The organism is Pseudomonas sp. NBRC 111139 (assembly GCF_001753955.1).
Lineage (GTDB): Bacteria > Pseudomonadota > Gammaproteobacteria > Pseudomonadales > Pseudomonadaceae > Aquipseudomonas > Aquipseudomonas alloputida.
Window position 1 is genome coordinate 14298 of record NZ_BCBP01000073.1, and the last position, 19378, is coordinate 33675.

Here is a 19378-nt window from a genome sequence, read left to right on the forward strand (position 1 = left end):
CTTCCTTGGGGGTCCCACAAGTCTTATGGACTTGCTCGAAAGCGCAAGCCACAGTGGGAGAAAGCGATTTGAAACTGCCACATAAAAGATTCCCGAGTGATTACATTTCTGTAAGCTCGGATTAGCAGTTCTCATGCTGCCCGTGTTTATGGCTTTGGCTTGCCATCGGCGCCTTGTCGGTCTTCTGCTGTGCAAGCTGATACGCCTCAGTGGCGGTTTGGCGGGCAGCCTCCATTTTCGCAAAGGTACGGTCGCCACCACCTTCAGCCAGAGCAAGGCCAGCCATTCCAAAAGTGATAACCATTACGAGAGCTTTGATCGAGTTCATCTGTTGTTCCTCGGCGGATTACTGTGCGGCCCATGGAGTTCAGGCTTGGGGTCACATTAGCCAGGCTGCGCTTTCAGAAAGCTGAGCTCGGCATTACAGTTCCGTCAGCTTCATGCGGCCCACAAAAAAAACGGCGCCGTGTGGGCGCCGATAGGCCAAAGGAGCAGAGGGGGAACGGCCACGAATCCTGGGCTATGGATGACACTCCTTGTCCGCCATCATCAATTTGTGTTCACGAACCATTTGACTGAGTACGTCATCAACCATCTTGTCGTGTTTCTCCATCCACGCCAGGTGATCTTCTTTGGACATACCCGCTTTGGGGTGATCTTGGTGCAATTGGCCCATCAGGTCCTTAAGCATGGACATGTGCTCTTTCATATGCACATGTCGTTGGCCGGGCTCAGCTTTTTCAGCCCTCACCAGAACTGCTTCGGCTTTGTCGCGAAGCTGCTGCATCCGCTCTATTGCTCGATCGCTCCCACCTTCAGCAAAAACGGCCGACGACAGCAGCATAGATGTAGCCACAAGCAAAAGTCTGATCGATTTCACGGGACTATCTCCATCAGGTGGTTTGAAACCATTGCTACCGATAACGGCAGGCGTGACTGCAATGCCCGTCTTCAATGACCGTAGACGGCAGGCCCTGACAGCTGGCTGATCCCAACATTACTTTTACGTCAGCTTCTGGTTTGCTCACTTTTTTGCTGCACACTGGGTGTGTACACCTTTTGAAGGCTGAGCACATGAAACTACTCGTAGCTGAGGATGAACCGAAAACCGGTGCTTATTTACAACAGGGCCTTGCAGAGGCGGGATTCACTGTTGACCGGGTCCTCACGGGTACCGATGCCCTTCAACATGCACTGAGCGAAAGCTATGACCTGCTGATACTCGACGTGATGATGCCGGGGCTAGAAGGATGGGAAGTCTTGCGAATGGTCCGCGCAGCCGGCAAAGACGTCCCTGTATTGTTTCTGACTGCCAGAGATGGGGTGGATGATCGAGTGAAGGGCCTTGAGCTGGGAGCCGATGACTACCTGATCAAACCCTTTGCTTTCTCAGAACTGCTCGCTCGTGTGCGGACTTTACTACGCAGGGGCACCAGCACAGCAGCCCAGACCACTGTGAGAATGGCGGATCTTGAGGTAGACCTCCTCAAACGAAGAGCTACTCGAGGTGGCAAGCGAATGGACCTTACTGCTAAAGAGTTTTCACTTCTGGAACTTTTGATGCGCCGGCGTGGTGAAGTGCTCCCCAAATCTCTGATTGCTTCCCAGGTGTGGGACATGAATTTCGACAGCGACACCAATGTGATCGAGGTTGCGATACGACGGCTACGGGCAAAGATTGATGATGACTTTGCTCCTAAGCTCATTCACACAGCTCGAGGAATGGGCTACATGATGGATGCCCCGGAGTGATTTTGTCCCGGTCCTCGCTCGTAAAGCGCCTGACTCTGATGATCATGTTCGCGGTCATTGCTGTTCTTGTGGTCGCGGGCATCAGCTTCAACATGCTGAGCCAGCATCACTTCCGCATGCTCGATGAACAAGCGCTGTCCGAGAAGCTGGAGTCAACGAGACACATTCTGTCAATCCAGGCACCTGGAACGGGAATGGAAGAGTTGAGACCACAACTCCGCGCATTGCTGGGTGCTCATCAGGATCTGACGGCAGAGGTGCTGACCTCACAGGGTGAGGTACTATTTTCAGATCTCAAAGCCGTACAAATTCCAGACCACTACAAGCGCGCTGACAAGGAAGAGGTGTGGGAATGGCAGGACGAATACCATAATTTCCGCGGTATCACCGCTGACGTTGCGATCCAGGGCCAACCAGCTCTCGGCACCGTCATGCTGATGCTGGATATCACCAGCCATGCGCACTTCTTCGAAACCCTCCAGCGGTGGTTTGCGATTGGTTTGGTTATTAGTGCGTTGGTCAGTGCTGGTATAGGCTGGCTGGTCGCGAAAAGTGGCCTACGCCCCGTCGAACAAATTACGAAGGTTGCGACGTCCATATCTGCCAGGTCACTTCAAGAGCGAATCCCGCTGGAGCCTGTACCACTCGAACTGCAAACACTGATCTTGTCCTTCAACGGGATGCTCGCACGCCTGGAAGATGCCTTCGTTCGTCTATCAAATTTCTCAGCCGATATCGCGCATGAGTTGCGAACGCCTGTCAGTAACCTGTTAACGCACACCGAAGTGGTGCTGTCCCGGAAGCGCGATGTCGACGCGTATGAAGAGAACCTGTATTCAAACCTGGAAGATCTGAAGCGGATGTCACGCATGATCGATGACATGCTCTTCCTCGCCAAGTCAGACAACGGCCTCATCATCCCTGAGCAGGTGGACATCCAGCTTCATGACCTTGTTGCCAAACTCTTCGAGTACTACCAGTTGCTGGCCGACGATCGCGACATACGCCTCACGCTTCAAGGGAAAGGCATCATCTCCGGAGACAGGCTCATGATTGATCGAGCTGTATCCAACGTTCTCTCGAATGCCGTGCGATACACGCCGGACGGGAGCGAGATCTCGGTAGAAATTCAGCAAGCAGCAGACAAGGTAACCCTCACGATCAAAAACGGCGGGTCCGCCATTGACACGCAACACATCAACAAGATTTTTGATCGCTTCTACCGGGCCGATCCGGCAAGGCGAGAAGGAGGACCTAGCAATGCAGGGCTTGGTCTGGCCATTACCCGCTCCATCGTCAAAGCACATGATGGAAAAGTCTGGTGCACCTCGTCCGAAGGGGTTACAGCATTCAATTTCGTTTTTCCTGCCGCGCACCGAACGGCTAACAATCGCACGCGTCGTTAATGTTGCGCTAACCGCTTTGGCCTACACTCGACCATCATGATTCGATTCCTACGACTGCTAACTATGTTGATGCTCGTGGGCGCGCTTCCTCTCCATGGGATGGCGGGAATCGACTCACCCATAGAACCATGCCCGATGCAGTCTCAGGGCATGGATATGATGGCAGGCATGGACCACGATTGTTGCCAGGATCAAGACAACGGAGAGCCCAACCAACACTCATCCAAAGCCTGTAAAGTCGGTCAGGAATGTAGAACTGCAAGCACACTGCAGGTCAGCATGGTCGAGCCCGCACTCACCTTCGCCACTCCACGTCCCGTCGATACCTACGGTCAAAGCCTTCTAACCAGGGCTCCCCCCGATCACTGGCGCCCTCCTCGGGCCTGATTCTTTCGTAAAACTCACACCATTGTTCTGCCTCGGCGGCTGAACGATGACACGCGCCTATGCGCTGGTTTTTTCGAGGAATCATCTTCATGACTCCCCTATGTTCCCATTCAGGGCGGATGCTTGCTGCCGCCCTGACACTCCTGCTGCCGGTGCTATCCGCGCAGGCGAATTCGCTCACGCTGGACGATGCGCTGCAACTCGCCGAGCGCAACGCACCTTCGCTTCAAGCACGCCAAGAACAGGCTTCCGCAGCACGTCACTCAGTTGTGCCTGCGGGTGAATTGCCAGATCCACGATTGAATCTCGGTGTGCAGAACCTGCCCGTGGATGGCAGCGATCGATGGAGTACCAACCGAGACTTCATGACCATGCAGGTGGTCGGCCTTTCTCAGGAGGTGCCCAACCGCGACAAACGAAAAGCGCGGGTCGAAACCGCTCAGGCCACGGTCGAGCGGGCGGATGCCGAAGCGCTGTTCGAGCGTCTGAAAGTGCGTGCAGCCACGGCACAAGCCTGGATTACCGCGTACACCCTGCAACGCAAATTGCAGCAGTTCGACAATCTGTTCAACGAGAACCGCCTGCTGGCAGCGGCGGTACGTGCACGCCTGGCCGCAGGGGGCGGCGCTTCCGCCGACGCCCTGGCCCCGGGCCAGGAGGCCGCGCAGCTGGAAGAGCAGAAGGACCAACTACTGACCCAAGCCACCCAGGCCCGCGCCGCACTTAAACGCTGGATCGGACAGGATGCCGACGCATTACAAGCGCCGACGTTTCCGCAGTGGCCGGTACGCGCACCTGACTACCTGCACACCCTACACGCCCATCCGGAGTTGGCCGCCTACGGGGCCATGACCCGTGAAGCCCAAGCTCAGGTGCAGCAGGCCATCGCCGAGAAAAAGTCAGATTGGGGCTGGCAGGTTGACTACCAACGCCGCGGGCCTGAATTCAGCAACATGGTCAGCCTGCAGGTCAGTTTCCAGTTACCGCTGTTCAGCGGGTCGCGGCAGGACCCGATGATCGCCGCTCGCCAGGCCCAGGTGCGGCAACTGGAGGACGAACAGGAAGCGGCACTGCGTGAACACACCGCGCAGCTCGAAGCTGACCTGGCGGAATACCAACGCCTGCAAAGGGCGGTGACGCGCAGCCGCGAAACCTTGCTGCCGCTGGCCGAACAACGCGTCAGCCTGGCCTTGGCCGACTACCGGGCAGGCAAGTCGGCGCTGGAAGAGGTAGTCACAGCGCGGCGTCAGCGCATCGAGGCACGGTTACAGGATATCGACCTGCAAGGGCAGCTAGCGGCGACCGCCGCTCGCCTGCACTTCGTATATGGAGAGGTGCGTGCATGAACAACACGTCTATCGGTTTGATCACAGCACTCGCCCTGGCCATTGGCACCGGGACAGGCTATTGGCTGGGGCATCCTGGGCAACCTGCACAAGCACCCGCAGCAACAGCGGAACAGAAGCCATTGTATTGGTACGACCCGATGTACCCGCAGCAACACTTCCCAGCGCCCGGCAAGTCGCCGTTCATGGACATGCAACTGGTAGCGAAATACGCCGAAGAAGGCACAGATCCCGTGCAGCCAACGGTGCAAATCAGCCAAGGCGTACAACAGAACCTTGGGGTACGCCTAGCGACGGTGAGCCGTGGCCGGCTGCAGCGCAGCCTGCAGGTCAGCGGCGTACTGGCCTTCGATGAGCGGGATTTCAGTGCACTCCAGGCACGCACCGCAGGCTTCGTCGAGCGCACCTATGGCCGAGCCACAGGGGATGTGGTGGCCAAAGGCGCGCCTCTGGCGGATGTACTGGCTCCGGAATGGGCTGGTCTGCAGGAAGAGTTTCTCGCGCTGCGCCACTTGGGTGATGTGCAGTTGCTAGCTGCAGCACGCCAGCGCCTGCTGCTGGCCGGTATGCCGGGTGAACTGGTCGACCGGGTCGCACGCAGCGGCAAGGTGCAGAACCAGGTGACACTGGTCGCGCCGAGTGCCGGGGTCATCCAGGCGCTGGATCTGCGTCCAGGAATGACCGTGACACCTGGCGCAACTCTGGCACGTATCAATGGCATTGCGAATGTGTGGCTCGAAGCCGCTGTGCCGGAAGCTCAGGCAAGTGGCCTGCACGAGGGGCAAGCAGTAGAGGCCCACTTGCCGGCTTATCCCGGCGAGACCGTTCTAGGCAAACTGACAGCTCTGCTCGCGGATGCAGACCTGCAAAGCCGTACCTTGCGCCTGCGTATTGAGCTGCCCAACAAAGATGGTCGGCTACGGCCGGGAATGACCGCGCAGGCTGCGCTGCGCCCAGGCGAAAACGCCGATGACAGCCTGCTGCTACCTGCCGAGGCCGTAATCCGCACCGGCAAACGTGATCTGGTGATGGTGGCCGAAGACCAAGGCCGGTTCCGCCCAGTGGAAGTGCTGCTAGGCCAGGAGAACGGCGGCCAGGTTACCATCTTGAAAGGCCTGCAGGCCGGGCAAAAAGTCGTGGCATCCGGACAGTTCCTGATCGACTCCGAAGCCAGCCTCAAAGGCATCGAGGCGACCACCGCCTCGGACTCACCGGCCGCCTCGCAACCGCCCGAGCTGCATGAAGCAGACGGTCGAATCGTGCAAATTGAAGGTAATCAGCTGACCATCGCCCATGGGCCTTTCGTCACCCTGGGAATGCCTGGGATGACCATGACTTTTCATGTGGCCGACCCCACGCTGATTACTGGGCTCAAGGTGGGTGAACGTATCCGCTTTGGTGTTCGGGAGCGCGACGACGGCATGGTCATCGAGCAGATCAATGCGCTGGAGGGCCAGCCATGATCGAAAAACTGATTCGTTGGTCAGTGAGCAATCGCATACTGGTTCTGCTCACCACTTTGTTCCTGGTGGCCTGGGGGATATTTTCGCTGCGCAGCCTGCCGATCGATGCCTTGCCCGATCTGTCGGACGCCCAAGTGATCATCCGTACCTCCTACCCAGGGCAAGCACCCCAGATCGTCGAAAACCAGGTCACCTATCCGCTGACCACCACGATGCTCTCGGTACCGGGCGCCAAGACCGTACGTGGCTTTTCTGCCTTCGGCGACAGCTTCGTCTACGTGCTGTTTGAAGATGGCACCGACGTGTACTGGGCACGCTCACGCGTGTTGGAGTACCTGAGCCAGGTTCAGTCGCGCCTGCCTGCCTCAGCCAAACCAGCACTTGGGCCGGACGCCACAGGCGTTGGCTGGATCTACCAGTACGCTTTGGTCGACCGCAGTGGCAGGCATGATCTGGCACAGCTGCGCAGCCTGCAGGATTGGTTCCTGCGCTTTGAGCTCAAGACCGTACCGGATGTCGCTGAAGTGGCAAGCATTGGCGGCATGGTCAAGCAGTACCAGGTGGTACTCGACCCGCTGCGTATGGCCAGTCTCGGCATCACCCAGGGCGAGGTCGCAAACGCCATCGGCAAGGCCAATCAGGAAACGGGCGGTGGCGTGCTGGAACAAGGTGAGGCGGAATTCATGGTGCGGGCCTCGGGCTACCTGAAGACGCTGGACGACTTTCGCGCCATCCCCCTGCGCTTGGCTGCCAACGGTGCACCGGTGACGCTGGGCGACGTCGCCCGAGTACAACTCGGGCCGGAAGCCCGGCGGGGCATCGGGGAGCTGGACGGCGAAGGCGAAGCCGTGGGCGGCGTGGTGATCCTGCGCAGCGGCAAGAATGCCCGGGAAGCCATCACCCGTGTGAAGGAAAAGCTCGAAACACTGAAGAAAAGCCTGCCCGCCGGCGTCGAGCTGGTGACTACCTATGACCGCAGCCAATTGATCGACCGCGCCGTAGACAACCTCAGTCACAAGTTGATCGAGGAGTTCATCGTGGTCGCACTGGTGTGTGCGGCCTTCCTGTGGCACCTGCGCTCGTCGCTGGTTGCGATCGTGTTATTGCCGGTGGGGGTGCTGATCGCGCTGATCATCATGCGGCACCAGGGCATCAACGCCAACATCATGTCTCTGGGCGGAATTGCCATCGCCATTGGCGCAATGGTCGATGCCGCTGTGGTGATGATCGAAAACGCGCACAAACGGGTCGAGGCCTGGCATGCCCGTCATCCGGGGCAGGTGCTGAGAGGAGCCGAGCACTGGCGGGTCATGACAGATGCCGCCGTGGAGGTCGGGCCGGCGCTGTTCTTCAGCCTGATGATCATCACCCTGTCGTTCGTGCCGGTGTTCACCTTGCAGGCCCAGGAGGGACGGCTGTTCGCACCCCTGGCGTTCACCAAGACCTACGCCATGGCGGCCGCGGCGGGGCTAGCCGTGACATTGGTGCCGGTGCTAATGGGCTACTGGATCCGTGGGCCATTGCCTGCCGAGCAGCGTAATCCACTCAACCGTGGGCTGATTCGCGTGTACCGGCCGGCGCTTGAGGTCGTACTGCGTAGGCCGTGGTTGACGCTGTTGGGCGCGCTGGCGATCTTGCTCAGCAGCCTGTGGCCATTGAGCCACCTGGGTGGAGAATTCCTGCCGCCGCTGGACGAAGGTGACCTGCTGTACATGCCCTCGGCCCTGCCAGGCCTGTCGGCGCAAAAGGCCTCGGAGCTGCTGCAGCGCACCGATAGACTGATCCGCACGTTGCCAGAAGTCGCCAGTGTGTTCGGCAAGGCCGGTCGCGCGGAGTCAGCCACCGACCCGGCACCGTTGGAGATGTTCGAGACCATCGTGCGGCTCAAGCCCAAGGATCAGTGGCGGCCAGGAATGACCAGCGAAAAACTGGTCGAGGAACTCGACCGGACCGTACGCGTACCGGGCCTGACCAACATCTGGATTCCGCCAATCCGCAACCGAATCGACATGCTCGCCACCGGTATCAAGAGCCCGATTGGCGTAAAGGTGGCCGGCAGCGACCTGGCGCAGATCGACCGCACGACCTTGGCTATCGAACGGGTAGCGAAGTCTGTACCTGGCGTGACTTCAGCCCTTGCCGAGCGTTTGACCGGAGGGAGATACGTCGATCTCGACATCGACCGCCAGGCTGCTGCCCGTTACGGTTTGAACATCGCCGACGTGCAGGCCATTGTCGCCGGCGCCATTGGTGGCGAAACCATCGGTGAGACGGTCGAAGGGTTGGCGCGTTACCCGATCAGCGTGCGCTATCCCCGCGAATGGCGCGACTCAGTCGACGCCCTGCGTCAGCTACCGATCTACACCGAACAAGGGGGCCAGATCACCCTCGGTACCGTGGCAAATGTGCGAATCGCTGAAGGCCCGCCGATGCTTAAGAGCGAAAACGCCCGACCCTCTGGCTGGGTGTACATCGACGTGCGGGGCCGTGACCTGTCGTCTGTGGTCGCTGACTTGCGTCAGGCAGTTGATAGCGATGTGAAGCTCGATCCAGGAGTGAGTCTGAGCTATTCAGGGCAGTTCGAGTATCTGGAGCGCGCCAACGCACGGTTGGCCTGGGTGGTGCCGGCGACCCTAGCAATCATCTTCGTCCTGCTCTACCTGACCTTTGGCCGCCTCGGCGAAGCGCTGCTGATTATGGGCACCCTGCCTTTCGCCCTCACCGGTGGCGTGTGGTTGCTGTACCTGATGGGTTTCAATCTGTCGGTGGCCACCGGTGTTGGCTTCATTGCCCTGGCCGGGGTCGCGGCGGAATTCGGAGTGATCATGCTGATCTACCTGAACAACGCTTGGTCTGAACGGCAAGCCAATAGCGAGCGCACGCAAGTTGCACTTCTGGAAGCCATTCGCGAGGGCGCGGTGCAGCGCATCCGGCCGAAGGCGATGACAGTGGCAGTTATCGTTGCAGGCTTGTTACCCATTCTCTGGAGCAGCGGGACAGGCAGCGAAGTGATGAGTCGCATCGCCGTACCGATGGTAGGCGGCATGCTGACGGCGCCGTTGCTCTCTCTCTTTGTGATTCCCGCAGCGTATTGGCTAATACGGCGCCGCGAACTTGCAGTAACCCATGATTCCAAACCAGGAGACATCCAATGAAAAAGCTCTACCTCAATGTTGCACTGTTCGTTGCCTTCGCATCAGGCGCGCAAGCCCAAGACTCCATGGTCGGAATGAACATGGACGGAATGGATATGAAGGAAGCCCCATCAGCACCTGCTGCTCACGCTGAAGGTACGGTAAAGGCTATTGACGCCTTGGGCGGTAAAGTGACCCTGGCACATGGACCGGTGCCGGCATTGAAATGGCCAGCCATGACCATGGGCTTCAAAGCTTCTGCGCAGCAGCTCGAACAATTGAAGGTGGGAGACAAAGTAGCGTTTGATTTCCGGATGGAGGGCAGCGCGGCGACGATTGTTGATATCCAAAAAGAGTAGATCGCTTACGCCCATGGGCTATCAGCGAAAGGTACCCCTACAGGACTGATCGCCTTAGGCAACTCCCGAGCAATGCTCGGGAGTTGGGCCGTACATGACCGCCTATCCAAACAAGGCGCCTCCGGATTTCCGGATATTCACATTGGAAATAGGGGAACTCAGGTCTCCACCTTCACCAAAAACTGCTCAATCTCAGCAGCGGTGCTACGGGCTGTACGGGTCACTCCAATCAAGGTCGCCGAGGCAGAACCTGTCCACTCGCCATAACCCACCAGCCAAAGGCCAGGCTCATTCACCGCACGTGTACCTGTAACTTCGACGCGACCGCCTTCAGTGACTACACCAAGACGCACCAAGTGCCCCAGCGCCGGCTTGAATCCGGTACACCAGATCACCGCATCGACTGGGGTCGATGATCCGTCCGCCCAATGCCCGCCTCTTCAACAAGAATATTGACGTGGCAGTACAGATCTTCTGGGCCTCGTAGATAATTGAAAATCCTTGATCTAACGACGCCGCATACCCCTCCTTTGACCGCCGTAGAGGGGAGATTGATAACATCACCGACGCACGGAATAAGTGCTAAGCCATGGTCGCTGTTGAAGATAATTTCAGTTGGACAGGCATCAATCCTGGCATGCGATTGACCTTGCGAAACCTGCTGATAATAAATGCTATACCTCATGTACAGCCTACCTCATTTGTTGGGTGAGGAATCAGCGCCGCGGATCGTAGACAGAAAGCTCAAGCTCGCAAGCGACGGGAGTATATAACTGATTTTCGGTACGAGAGATCTTGGCAATTATCGCTTTTCGAGCACATACCCTACGCCCCGAAGCGTATGTATCAGCTTGGTCTCGAAAGGGTCATCTATCTTGGCTCTGAGTCTTCGAATCGACACCTCTACAACGTTTGTGTCGCAGTCGAAATTCATATCCCAAACCTGCGAGATAATTTGCGTACGGCTCAGCACCACACCGGTATTACGCATCAGGTAATGCAGTAACGCGAATTCTTTCGTGGTCAGGTCTATGCGCTGACCGTCCCTGAATGCCCTGTGTCGGCTCTGATCAAGCTCTAGGTCAGCGACGCGAATGACTTCTACGGATGCGGGGTGATCTGACCTGCGCATCAAGGCGCGAACCCGGGCCAGAAGCTCAGGGAACTCAAATGGCTTGATCAGGTAGTCGTCTGCGCCGTTCTCCAGCCCCCGGACCTTATCCGCCAGCCGGCTTCTCGCCGTCAGCATCATGATGCGGGAAGGGCAATTTTTACGCCGCAACAACTCAAGAACCTGCCAACCGTCCATCTCTGGAAGGTTTATATCGAGAATAATCAGCTCGTATTCGTGCTGCTTGGCCAAGAATAATCCATCTGACCCGGTGTGGACGCAATCTACGACATAGCCACATTCCGTCAGACCTTGACGCACATACTCCGCAGTTTTTACTTCATCCTCAATTACCAGAATTCGCATGGGATTTTGTCTCGATATCACTGAGCAATTAACCGCGCACGTGCGCCGGCATTATTGAAAGGGATGGTAAATCAAAATGAGCGCGTCGGGGCTCAAATGACGGATTTGTAATTTCTAGGTAATACAGTTGATAGTCTAGCGGTATATCTTGTCGCGGTTTGGGTTTGACAGTTGCGGGCCCTCTCTCCAGCAGGTGATTTGACCTTATGAAGTATTGGGTTATTTTCTTCTTTGTGCTGGCTTCGTTCCGCTCAGATGACGGCGAGGTCGCTCACATCGAGGAGACTGGTCATTGGTGTAGTCATGAACTTCACCGACATGCGATGCGTACAATCGAACGCTTACTTGAATTCTAGGCAAAAAAAAGGCGCCCAATGGGCGCCAAATATTCACCTTTTACCAAAGGAGCACTTAAGCCTCTCAAGGTGAATTCGTAATGCTCGTTGTGCTAATAGGACCAGCTAATGAATAACTGGTCCGGCTAGCGAATTACAGAATCGAAAGCGGGTACTCGATGATTACACGAGTTTCATCCAGATCAGATTCGAATGCAGTGGCACGCGTTGTTGCCTGGCGCAACCGGAAGGACAGATCTTTTGCCGGACCGGTTTGGACAACGTATTTGACTTCGACGTCACGTTCCCAACGCTTCTGATTGTCGAGCGGGTTGCCGTTGTCGTCAGTGCGCATGTAGAACTGGTTAGCGTTCGAGTAATCCGCGCCCGAGCCTCTGGCGTAGCGGGTCATGAACGTCAGGCCTGGAATGCCGTAGCTGGTGAAGTTCAGGTCATAGCGCAGCATCCAGGAACGCTCTTTCGGCGAGTTGAAGTCGCTGTACTGGATGGAGTTGTCGACGAAAATCGAGTCCGACTGACGTAGGTAGTCGAAATCGTCGTCTCCGTTGTTGCGCTGGTGCGACAGGGCCAGGGTGTGGGCACCGTAACGCACGCCGACCTTGGCACTCCAGATGTTGTTGTCAAATTCACCCAGGCGCTTCTTACCTTCATCTACGGCTTTGTAGTAGTTGAAGCCACCGATCAGCGCCAGATCGTCGCTCAGCGGGTAAACCACGCTGGTGCCGGCGTAGTACTGATTCCAGACGTCTTTCAGCTGGCTGGCATAGACGCTCACAGTCCAGTTGTCGTTGACCGAGTAGTCACCACCACCGTAACCGATCCATGGCGAGTTGACCGGGCCGCCGTAGAAGGTCACGAAGTTGTCGTTCAGGTCACTGGAGACTGGCTGGCTCATGGCGTGCAGTCGACCACCCTGAAGGGTGAGGCCCTGGATGCTGGTGTTCTCAACGGTCACACCGCGGAAGCTTTCAGGCAGCAGGCGAGAGTCGCCGGATGCAACCACCGGTGTCGATGGGAACACATCACCCACTTTCACGATGGTATCGAACAAGCGGACCTTGGCTGCGCCGCCTACCTTGGTGTATTCGTCGCGAGCTTCGCCCTTGTTATCAACAGGTAGCACGTCGAAGGAGCTACGGCCGCCGTTGCGACCATCACCGGTGTCGAGCTTAAGGCCGATCATGGCGAAGGCATCAACGCCGAAGCCAACGGTACCCTGGGTAAACCCAGAGTTGAATTTGCTGATGATCGCGTGCGCCCAGGCTTCGGAGTAGCCGTTGGTATTGCCCTTGCCACTGTTGTAAGTGGGGGCGGTGCTGTCGCGGTTATCACGGTTGAAGTAGAAGTTACGGTTCAGCACTGTAAGGCTGCTGCCTTCAATGAAGCCTTCGGGCTTGTCTTCAGCTTGTGCCGAAATAGCATAGCTTCCAGACAGCGCAGAAACTGCCGCCAGGTACAGTGGTACTTTGATTTTCATCCGATGCTCCTTTGATTCACGGCAGTTTTTATTATGTTTACCTGCGCGGGTGTCGTTAATTGTTCTGACCCGGCGGTGCGCCTAGCGTAGCGCGAGCTCATATTTGCAGGCCGAAGATAACGGGAGGGTGATAGGATAATTACAATTTCGTCATCTGCCAGCTATTTGGCGCTTCTACACCGCGTGTTTGCCATCTCCGTTGCTTGTAACGAAATCATAGTGCCGGGTTGGTTTTCCCAGTATTTACGGGCATTACAGAGATTTCTTACGAAATTGTAATTTTCTAGCCACCCCTCTGATAGCTACCGCTCATTAGAGTGCCATCACCTAATCAAGTGGGGCTTGGCAGCTGTTTCGGCGTTCTCGCCAAGCTTTATCGAAGTTTGTGCACGAGGACCATCAAAGTGCCCCGGTATAACCGCAATGTCTTATCTAAGACCTCCGTCACTCCTTGGAAGATCGCCGCCCTTTGCGCGGTCATGGCCGGGTTGATGGCCCCAGAAGCACTTGCTCAAAGCATCAGCTTGCCCCAGGCGCTTTCGACGGCCATGGATGCCAACCCTGACCTGGCCGCGGCCAGGCAAGAGATTGGAATCGCTGATGGTGCTCGCAAGCAGGCCGGGCTTATCCCCAACCCCACTATTTCGTACGACGTAGAAGACACCCGTCGTAACACCAGCACGACGACCGTGTCGCTTAGCCAGACCCTGGAGCTGGGGGGTAAGCGAGGAGCTCGTGTCGACGTCGCCACTTACGGGCAGACCGCCGCACAGCTGGAGTTGGACCGTCGCGTGAACGGTCTGCGTGCAGACGTCGTACAGGCCTTCTACGCCGCGTTGCGGGCCCAGACAGGCCTTGACCTGGCCAAACAATCTCTCGAACTGACTGAGCGCGGCCTCCGCATCGTCGATGGCCGTGTTCGCGCAGGTAAATCGTCCCCAGTAGAGGCCACCCGCGCCCAGGTGCAACTGGCCGAAGCCAAGCTTCAAGTTCGACGTGCCGAAACGGAAAAGACGACCGCTTACCAGCAGCTCGCGCAAATTACCGGGAGCTCGGTCACGGTCTTTGATCGACTCGAATCGCCAACCCTCTCCCCGGGGTTGCCACCGCAGACTGAAGAGCTGCTGGCAAAGCTCGATCAGACCGCAGAAATGCGCCAGGCCGTGGTGCAGATCGACAAGAGCGATGCCTCGCTCGGTTCAGAGAAAGCTCAGCGTATCCCGAATCTTACTGTCAGCGTAGGCAGCCAGTACGACCGCTCTGTGCGCGAGCGGGTCAACACTGTGGGCCTGTCTATGCCTCTGCCGCTGTTTGATCGTAACCAAGGCAACATTCTTTCCGCTTCTCGACGTGCCGATCAGGCCCGAGACCAGCGCAATGCTGTGGAGCTGCGCCTGCGCACCGAAACCCAAACCGCGTTGAACCAGTGGTCCACCGCAATGCAGGAGGTCGAGTCCTACGACAAGACCATTCTGCCGTCAGCCCAACAAGCCGTAGAGACCGCAACCCGCGGCTTCGAGATGGGCAAATTCGGCTTCATCGAAGTGCTGGATGCCCAGCGCACCTTGATCGTCGCTCGTGGCCAATACCTCGAATCGTTGGCAGCGGCGACCAATGCGCGTGCGCAGGTGGAAAGGGTTTATGGCGAAGTCGGCTCAACTGCCGGCGCTCGCTGAACGGGCCAAACATTTTCTTCGGCACCCAGCCTTGAACAAGCCGGTGCCAACGATCAGCAGGAGTAGCAATGGATAATAAACGCAAGATCGCCCTCGCGGTAGCCGCTGTGGCAGCCCTCGGATTTGGCAGCCTTGCCTGGAACAACAGTTCCGAGCAGCAGGCCGCTAGTACCGCCGAGCACGGTGCTAACGACGGTCATGGCGACGAAAAGAAAGCCGCATCTGCCGCCATAGAGGAGGGTGATGAGGGTCATGGAGAAGAGGGCCACAGCGAAGAGGGTGGTGAAGAAGAGGGCAAGCTGACGCTCAGCGCTGAACAGATCAAGGCAGCCGGTGTTGCCCTGGAAGCTGCAGCGCCTCGTGATCTCGGTACTGTCGTGAGCTTCCCGGGCGAGATCCGCTTCGACGAAGACCGCACTGCCCACGTCGTTCCTCGTGTCCCTGGCGTTGTTGAAGCGGTGCAGGCGGACCTGGGTGAGACGGTCAAAAAGGGTCAGGTCCTCGCTGTAATCGCCAGCCAGCAGATCTCTGACCTGCGCAGTGAACAACAGGCCGCACAGCGTCGCGTCGAACTGGCGCGTGTGACCTTTGAGCGTGAGAAACAGCTGTGGCAGGACAAGATCTCTGCTGAGCAAGACTACCTCCAAGCACGCCAAGCGCTGCAAGAAGCGGAGATCTCCTTGGCCAACGCCAAGCAGAAGGTCGGCGCGATCGGTGCCTCGGTTAACTCCGTTGGCGGTAATCGTTACGAACTCCGAGCTCCCTTCGACGCCGTGGTAGTGGAGAAACACCTGACCGTTGGCGAAGTCGTTAGCGAGGCGACCAACGCCTTCATCCTTTCCGACCTGAACCAGGTCTGGGCAACCTTCGCCGTCCCACCTACAGATCTGGGCAAGGTCACGACTGGTCGTGCGGTGAAAGTCTCTTCGCCTGATATGAACGTCGAGGTCGAAGGGAAGGTGGGTTATGTCGGCAGCCTGCTGGGCGAGCAAAACCGTGCAGCTACTGTCCGCGTCACCTTGACCAACCCCAACGGTGCCTGGCGTCCAGGCCTGTTCGTGAACATTGCGGTCACTTCCCAGACTGATCGAGTTGCCGTAGCGGTCCCTGAGCACGCAGTGCAGACCGTTGAAGACAAACCCTCGGTATTCGTACGAACCCCAGAAGGTTTTGACACCCGCCCGGTAAAACTGGGTCGTCGCGACAATGGGTACGTGGAAATCATCGACGGTATTGAAGCCGGCGCCCAGGTAGCAACCAGTGGCAGCTTCACACTCAAGTCTGAGCTCGGCAAAGCTTCTGCCGAACACGGTCACTGATGCGAACTGACAGGATGATTTCTCATGTTTGAACGTATCATCAGATTCGCCATCGAGCAGCGCATCGTAGTAATGATCGCTGTTCTGATCATGGCGGGTATCGGTATCTACAGCTATCAAAAGCTGCCCATCGATGCGGTACCCGATATCACCAACGTTCAGGTGCAGATTAACACTGCAGCGCCTGGTTATTCGCCTTTGGAAACCGAACAACGGATCACGTTTCCTGTTGAAACGGCCATGGCCGGCCTCCCGGGCCTTCAGCAGACCCGTTCCCTGTCTCGCTCTGGCCTGTCTCAGGTCACCGTGATCTTCAAGGATGGCACTGACATCTTCTTTGCCCGCCAGTTAATCAACGAGCGGCTGCAGGTTGCGAAGGAACAGCTGCCAGACGGTGTAGAAGCCGTCATGGGTCCGGTATCTACCGGCCTCGGCGAGATCTTCCTGTGGACCGTTGAAGCCGAAGATGGCGCGGTCAAAGAGGACGGTACACCGTACACCCCGACCGACCTGCGCGTGATCCAGGACTGGATCATCAAGCCTCAGCTGCGCAATGTGCCGGGTGTAGCGGAGATCAACACCATCGGCGGCTACGCCAAGCAGTTCCTGGTTGCGCCGGATCCAAAGCGCCTGGCTACCTACAAGCTGACCCTCAATGACCTGGTCGCAGCGTTGGAAAGTAACAACGCCAACGTCGGCGCCGGCTACATCGAGCGTAATGGTGAGCAGTTGCTCATCCGTGCGCCAGGTCAGGTAAGCAGCATCGAAGACATCGCCAACATCGTGATCACCAGCGTGGATGGTGCACCGATTCGCATCAGCAGCGTTGCTGACGTCAGCATCGGCAAAGAGCTCCGAACAGGTGCTGCTACTGAGAACGGCCGCGAAGTCGTGCTCGGTACTGTGTTCATGCTGATTGGTGAAAACAGCCGTACCGTATCTCAAGCTGTCGCCGCCAAACTGGCGGACATCAACCGCACCCTGCCAAAGGGCGTGGTGGCCGTGACCGTTTACGACCGCACCAATCTGGTTGAAAAAGCCATCGCTACGGTGAAGAAGAACCTGGTGGAAGGTGCGATTCTGGTAATTGCCATTCTGTTCCTGTTCCTCGGCAACATCCGTGCTGCACTGATCACCGCGATGGTGATCCCGCTGTCCATGCTGTTCACCTTCACAGGCATGTTCAACAACAAGGTCAGTGCCAACCTAATGAGTTTGGGGGCACTCGACTTCGGCATCATCGTCGACGGTGCTGTGGTGATCGTAGAAAACGCGATCCGACGACTGGCTCATGCGCAGCATAAGCATGGCCGCATGCTCACCAAAACCGAACGCTTCCATGAGGTCTTTGCTGCGGCGCGAGAAGCTCGCCGGCCGCTGATCTTCGGTCAGCTAATCATTATGGTGGTGTACCTGCCGATCTTCGCCCTCACCGGCGTCGAAGGTAAAATGTTCCACCCGATGGCCTTTACCGTCGTGATGGCGCTGCTGGGAGCAATGATCCTGTCCGTTACCTTTGTTCCTGCAGCTATTGCCATGTTCGTCACTGGCAAGGTAAAGGAAGAGGAAGGCGTGGTCATGCGCACAGCTCGACAGCGCTATGAGCCAGTTCTGCAATGGGTGCTGGGACATCGGAACATCGCTTTCTCGGCCGCAGTAGCCTTGGTCGTGCTCAGCGGTGTACTGGCAAGTCGGATGGGTAGCGAGTTCATCCCAAGCCTCAGTGAGGGCGATTTCGCGATGCAGGCGATGCGTGTGCCTGGAACGAGCCTCACTCAGTCCGTAGAGATGCAACAGCGCTTGGAGAAAGCGGTGATGGCGCAGGTTCCCGAGGTAGAGCGGATGTTCGCTCGGTCGGGTACTGCAGAAATCGCTTCTGACCCAATGCCGCCTAACGCTTCCGACGCCTACATCATGCTCAAGCCGCAGGACCAGTGGCCGGACCCCAAGAAGTCACGTGATGAGCTAATCGCTGAAGTGCAGAAAGCCGCTGAAGGTATTCCAGGGAGTAACTATGAGTTGTCCCAACCAATCCAGCTGCGTTTCAACGAACTGATTTCGGGTGTGCGTAGTGACGTCGCTGTGAAGGTCTTCGGCGATGATATGGACGTGCTCAACAATACTGCCAACAAGATCGCAGCAGTGCTCAGAGCGGTCCCGGGCTCGTCGGAAGTGAAAGTTGAACAGACATCCGGTCTGCCGGTCCTAACCATCAATATTGACCGTGAAAAAGCTGCGCGCTACGGCCTAAATATCGCGGATGTTCAGAACTCGATCGCTATCGCGGTGGGTGGCCGTCAGGCCGGTACGCTGTATGAAGGCGATCGGCGCTTCGACATGGTGGTACGCCTGCCTGAGACCGTTCGCACCGACGTGGCGGGTATGTCTAGCCTGCTGATCCCGGTACCTGCCAATGCGGCCCAGGGCGCCAATCAGATCGGCTTCATCCCGCTGTCGCAGGTTGCGAATCTAGACCTGCAACTGGGACCGAACCAGATCAGCCGCGAGAACGGCAAACGTCTAGTGATCGTTAGTGCAAACGTTCGAGGCCGCGACCTGGGATCCTTCGTTGAGGAAGCAGCAGCCTCGCTGGATACTAAGGTGCAAATTCCCGCCGGCTACTGGACCACTTGGGGTGGCCAGTTCGAGCAGCTGCAGTCGGCAGCCAAGCGTCTGCAGATCGTTGTTCCAGTCGCCTTGCTGTTGGTCATGACCTTGTTGTTCCTGATGTTCAACAACCTGAAGGACGGCATGCTGGTCTTCACTGGTATTCCATTCGCACTCACTGGTGGTGTTGTGGCGCTGTGGCTGCGGGACATCCCTCTGTCGATCTCGGCAGGTGTCGGCTTCATCGCACTGTCCGGCGTTGCAGTACTGAACGGCCTGGTGATGATTGCCTTCATCCGCGGGCTAAGAGAGGAGGGGCGGACGCTCAGGCAGGCAGTCGATGAAGGCGCATTGACCCGTTTGCGACCTGTTCTGATGACAGCTTTGGTAGCGTCCCTGGGCTTCATCCCGATGGCTTTGGCCACCGGTACCGGTGCAGAAGTTCAGCGGCCATTGGCGACAGTGGTGATTGGTGGGATCCTGTCCTCCACCGCACTGACCTTGCTCGTACTGCCTGCCCTGTATCACTGGGCACACCGTAAGGATGAAGACGGCGAGGAGGCCGAAGTGGTTAGCTAACAGCCTCCGCTAGAGAGAAGCCCACAACACGTGTTGTGGG

The 19378-nt window shown here is 57.5% G+C and carries 13 protein-coding genes and 1 pseudogene; 9 read left to right on the forward strand and 5 right to left on the reverse strand.

Annotated elements, in window-relative coordinates; translation table 11 throughout:
* Window positions 1–121: 121 nt before the first annotated feature.
* Window positions 122–328 (reverse strand): co-regulatory protein PtrA N-terminal domain-containing protein, encoded by a 207-nt coding sequence (locus BJQ17_RS24900; protein ID WP_059183363.1) that lies wholly within the window; start codon window positions 326–328, stop codon window positions 122–124.
* A 192-nt stretch (window positions 329–520) separates the two neighbouring features.
* Window positions 521–880: a co-regulatory protein PtrA N-terminal domain-containing protein gene (locus BJQ17_RS24905; RefSeq protein ID WP_059183362.1), complete on the reverse strand. Its 360-nt coding sequence runs from the start codon at window positions 878–880 to the stop codon at window positions 521–523.
* A 194-nt stretch (window positions 881–1074) separates the two neighbouring features.
* On the opposite strand from BJQ17_RS24905, the gene BJQ17_RS24910 reads away from it, so the two are divergent.
* The 6 genes from BJQ17_RS24910 to BJQ17_RS24935 all read left to right on the forward strand — a co-directional run bounded on the left by BJQ17_RS24910 (window position 1075) and on the right by BJQ17_RS24935 (window position 9847).
* Window positions 1075–1752 carry a heavy metal response regulator transcription factor gene (locus tag BJQ17_RS24910; RefSeq protein WP_059183361.1) on the forward strand — a complete coding sequence of 226 codons (678 nt, stop codon included), beginning with the start codon at window positions 1075–1077 and terminating at the stop codon, window positions 1750–1752.
* Window positions 1752–3158 carry a heavy metal sensor histidine kinase gene (locus BJQ17_RS24915; RefSeq protein ID WP_059184120.1) on the forward strand — a complete coding sequence of 469 codons (1407 nt, stop codon included), beginning with the start codon at window positions 1752–1754 and terminating at the stop codon, window positions 3156–3158. Before BJQ17_RS24910 ends, BJQ17_RS24915 begins: the two co-directional genes overlap by 1 nt.
* A gap of 476 nt (window positions 3159–3634) precedes the next feature.
* A complete protein-coding gene (locus tag BJQ17_RS24920; RefSeq protein WP_059183360.1) occupies window positions 3635–4891 on the forward strand; it encodes a TolC family protein in 1257 nt (418 codons plus the stop codon).
* Window positions 4888–6354, forward strand: coding sequence for an efflux RND transporter periplasmic adaptor subunit (locus BJQ17_RS24925; protein ID WP_059183359.1), 1467 nt, complete (start codon window positions 4888–4890; stop codon window positions 6352–6354). The genes BJQ17_RS24920 and BJQ17_RS24925 overlap by 4 nt, the downstream gene beginning before the upstream one ends.
* Complete coding sequence (locus BJQ17_RS24930) at window positions 6351–9509, forward strand: efflux RND transporter permease subunit (RefSeq protein WP_059183358.1); 3159 nt, start codon at window positions 6351–6353, stop codon at window positions 9507–9509. Before BJQ17_RS24925 ends, BJQ17_RS24930 begins: the two co-directional genes overlap by 4 nt.
* Window positions 9506–9847, forward strand: coding sequence for a copper-binding protein (locus BJQ17_RS24935; RefSeq protein ID WP_059183357.1), 342 nt, complete (start codon window positions 9506–9508; stop codon window positions 9845–9847). Before BJQ17_RS24930 ends, BJQ17_RS24935 begins: the two co-directional genes overlap by 4 nt.
* Before the next feature lie 158 nt (window positions 9848–10005).
* Here BJQ17_RS24935 and BJQ17_RS32280 read toward each other — a convergent pair.
* From BJQ17_RS32280 to BJQ17_RS24945, 3 genes and pseudogenes are all read right to left on the reverse strand, one after another.
* Window positions 10006–10284 (reverse strand): annotated as a pseudogene (locus tag BJQ17_RS32280) (pyridine nucleotide-disulfide oxidoreductase); the annotation flags it as partial.
* 365 nt (window positions 10285–10649) lie between these two features.
* Window positions 10650–11324, reverse strand: coding sequence for a heavy metal response regulator transcription factor (locus BJQ17_RS24940; RefSeq protein WP_003253420.1), 675 nt, complete (start codon window positions 11322–11324; stop codon window positions 10650–10652).
* A 489-nt stretch (window positions 11325–11813) separates the two neighbouring features.
* Window positions 11814–13157, reverse strand: coding sequence for an OprD family porin (locus tag BJQ17_RS24945; RefSeq protein WP_059183356.1), 1344 nt, complete (start codon window positions 13155–13157; stop codon window positions 11814–11816).
* 404 nt (window positions 13158–13561) lie between these two features.
* Here BJQ17_RS24945 and BJQ17_RS24950 point away from each other — a divergent pair, with 404 nt between their 5' ends.
* The 3 genes from BJQ17_RS24950 (at window position 13562) to BJQ17_RS24960 (ending at window position 19338) form a co-directional block, all read left to right on the forward strand.
* On the forward strand, window positions 13562–14833 hold the full coding sequence (locus tag BJQ17_RS24950; protein WP_139139817.1) for a TolC family protein: 1272 nt from the start codon (window positions 13562–13564) through the stop codon (window positions 14831–14833).
* Between the two features lie 68 nt (window positions 14834–14901).
* Window positions 14902–16152 carry an efflux RND transporter periplasmic adaptor subunit gene (locus BJQ17_RS24955; protein WP_059183355.1) on the forward strand — a complete coding sequence of 417 codons (1251 nt, stop codon included), beginning with the start codon at window positions 14902–14904 and terminating at the stop codon, window positions 16150–16152.
* 24 nt (window positions 16153–16176) lie between these two features.
* Window positions 16177–19338 (forward strand): CusA/CzcA family heavy metal efflux RND transporter, encoded by a 3162-nt coding sequence (locus tag BJQ17_RS24960; protein WP_059183354.1) that lies wholly within the window; start codon window positions 16177–16179, stop codon window positions 19336–19338.
* Window positions 19339–19378 lie beyond the last annotated feature (40 nt).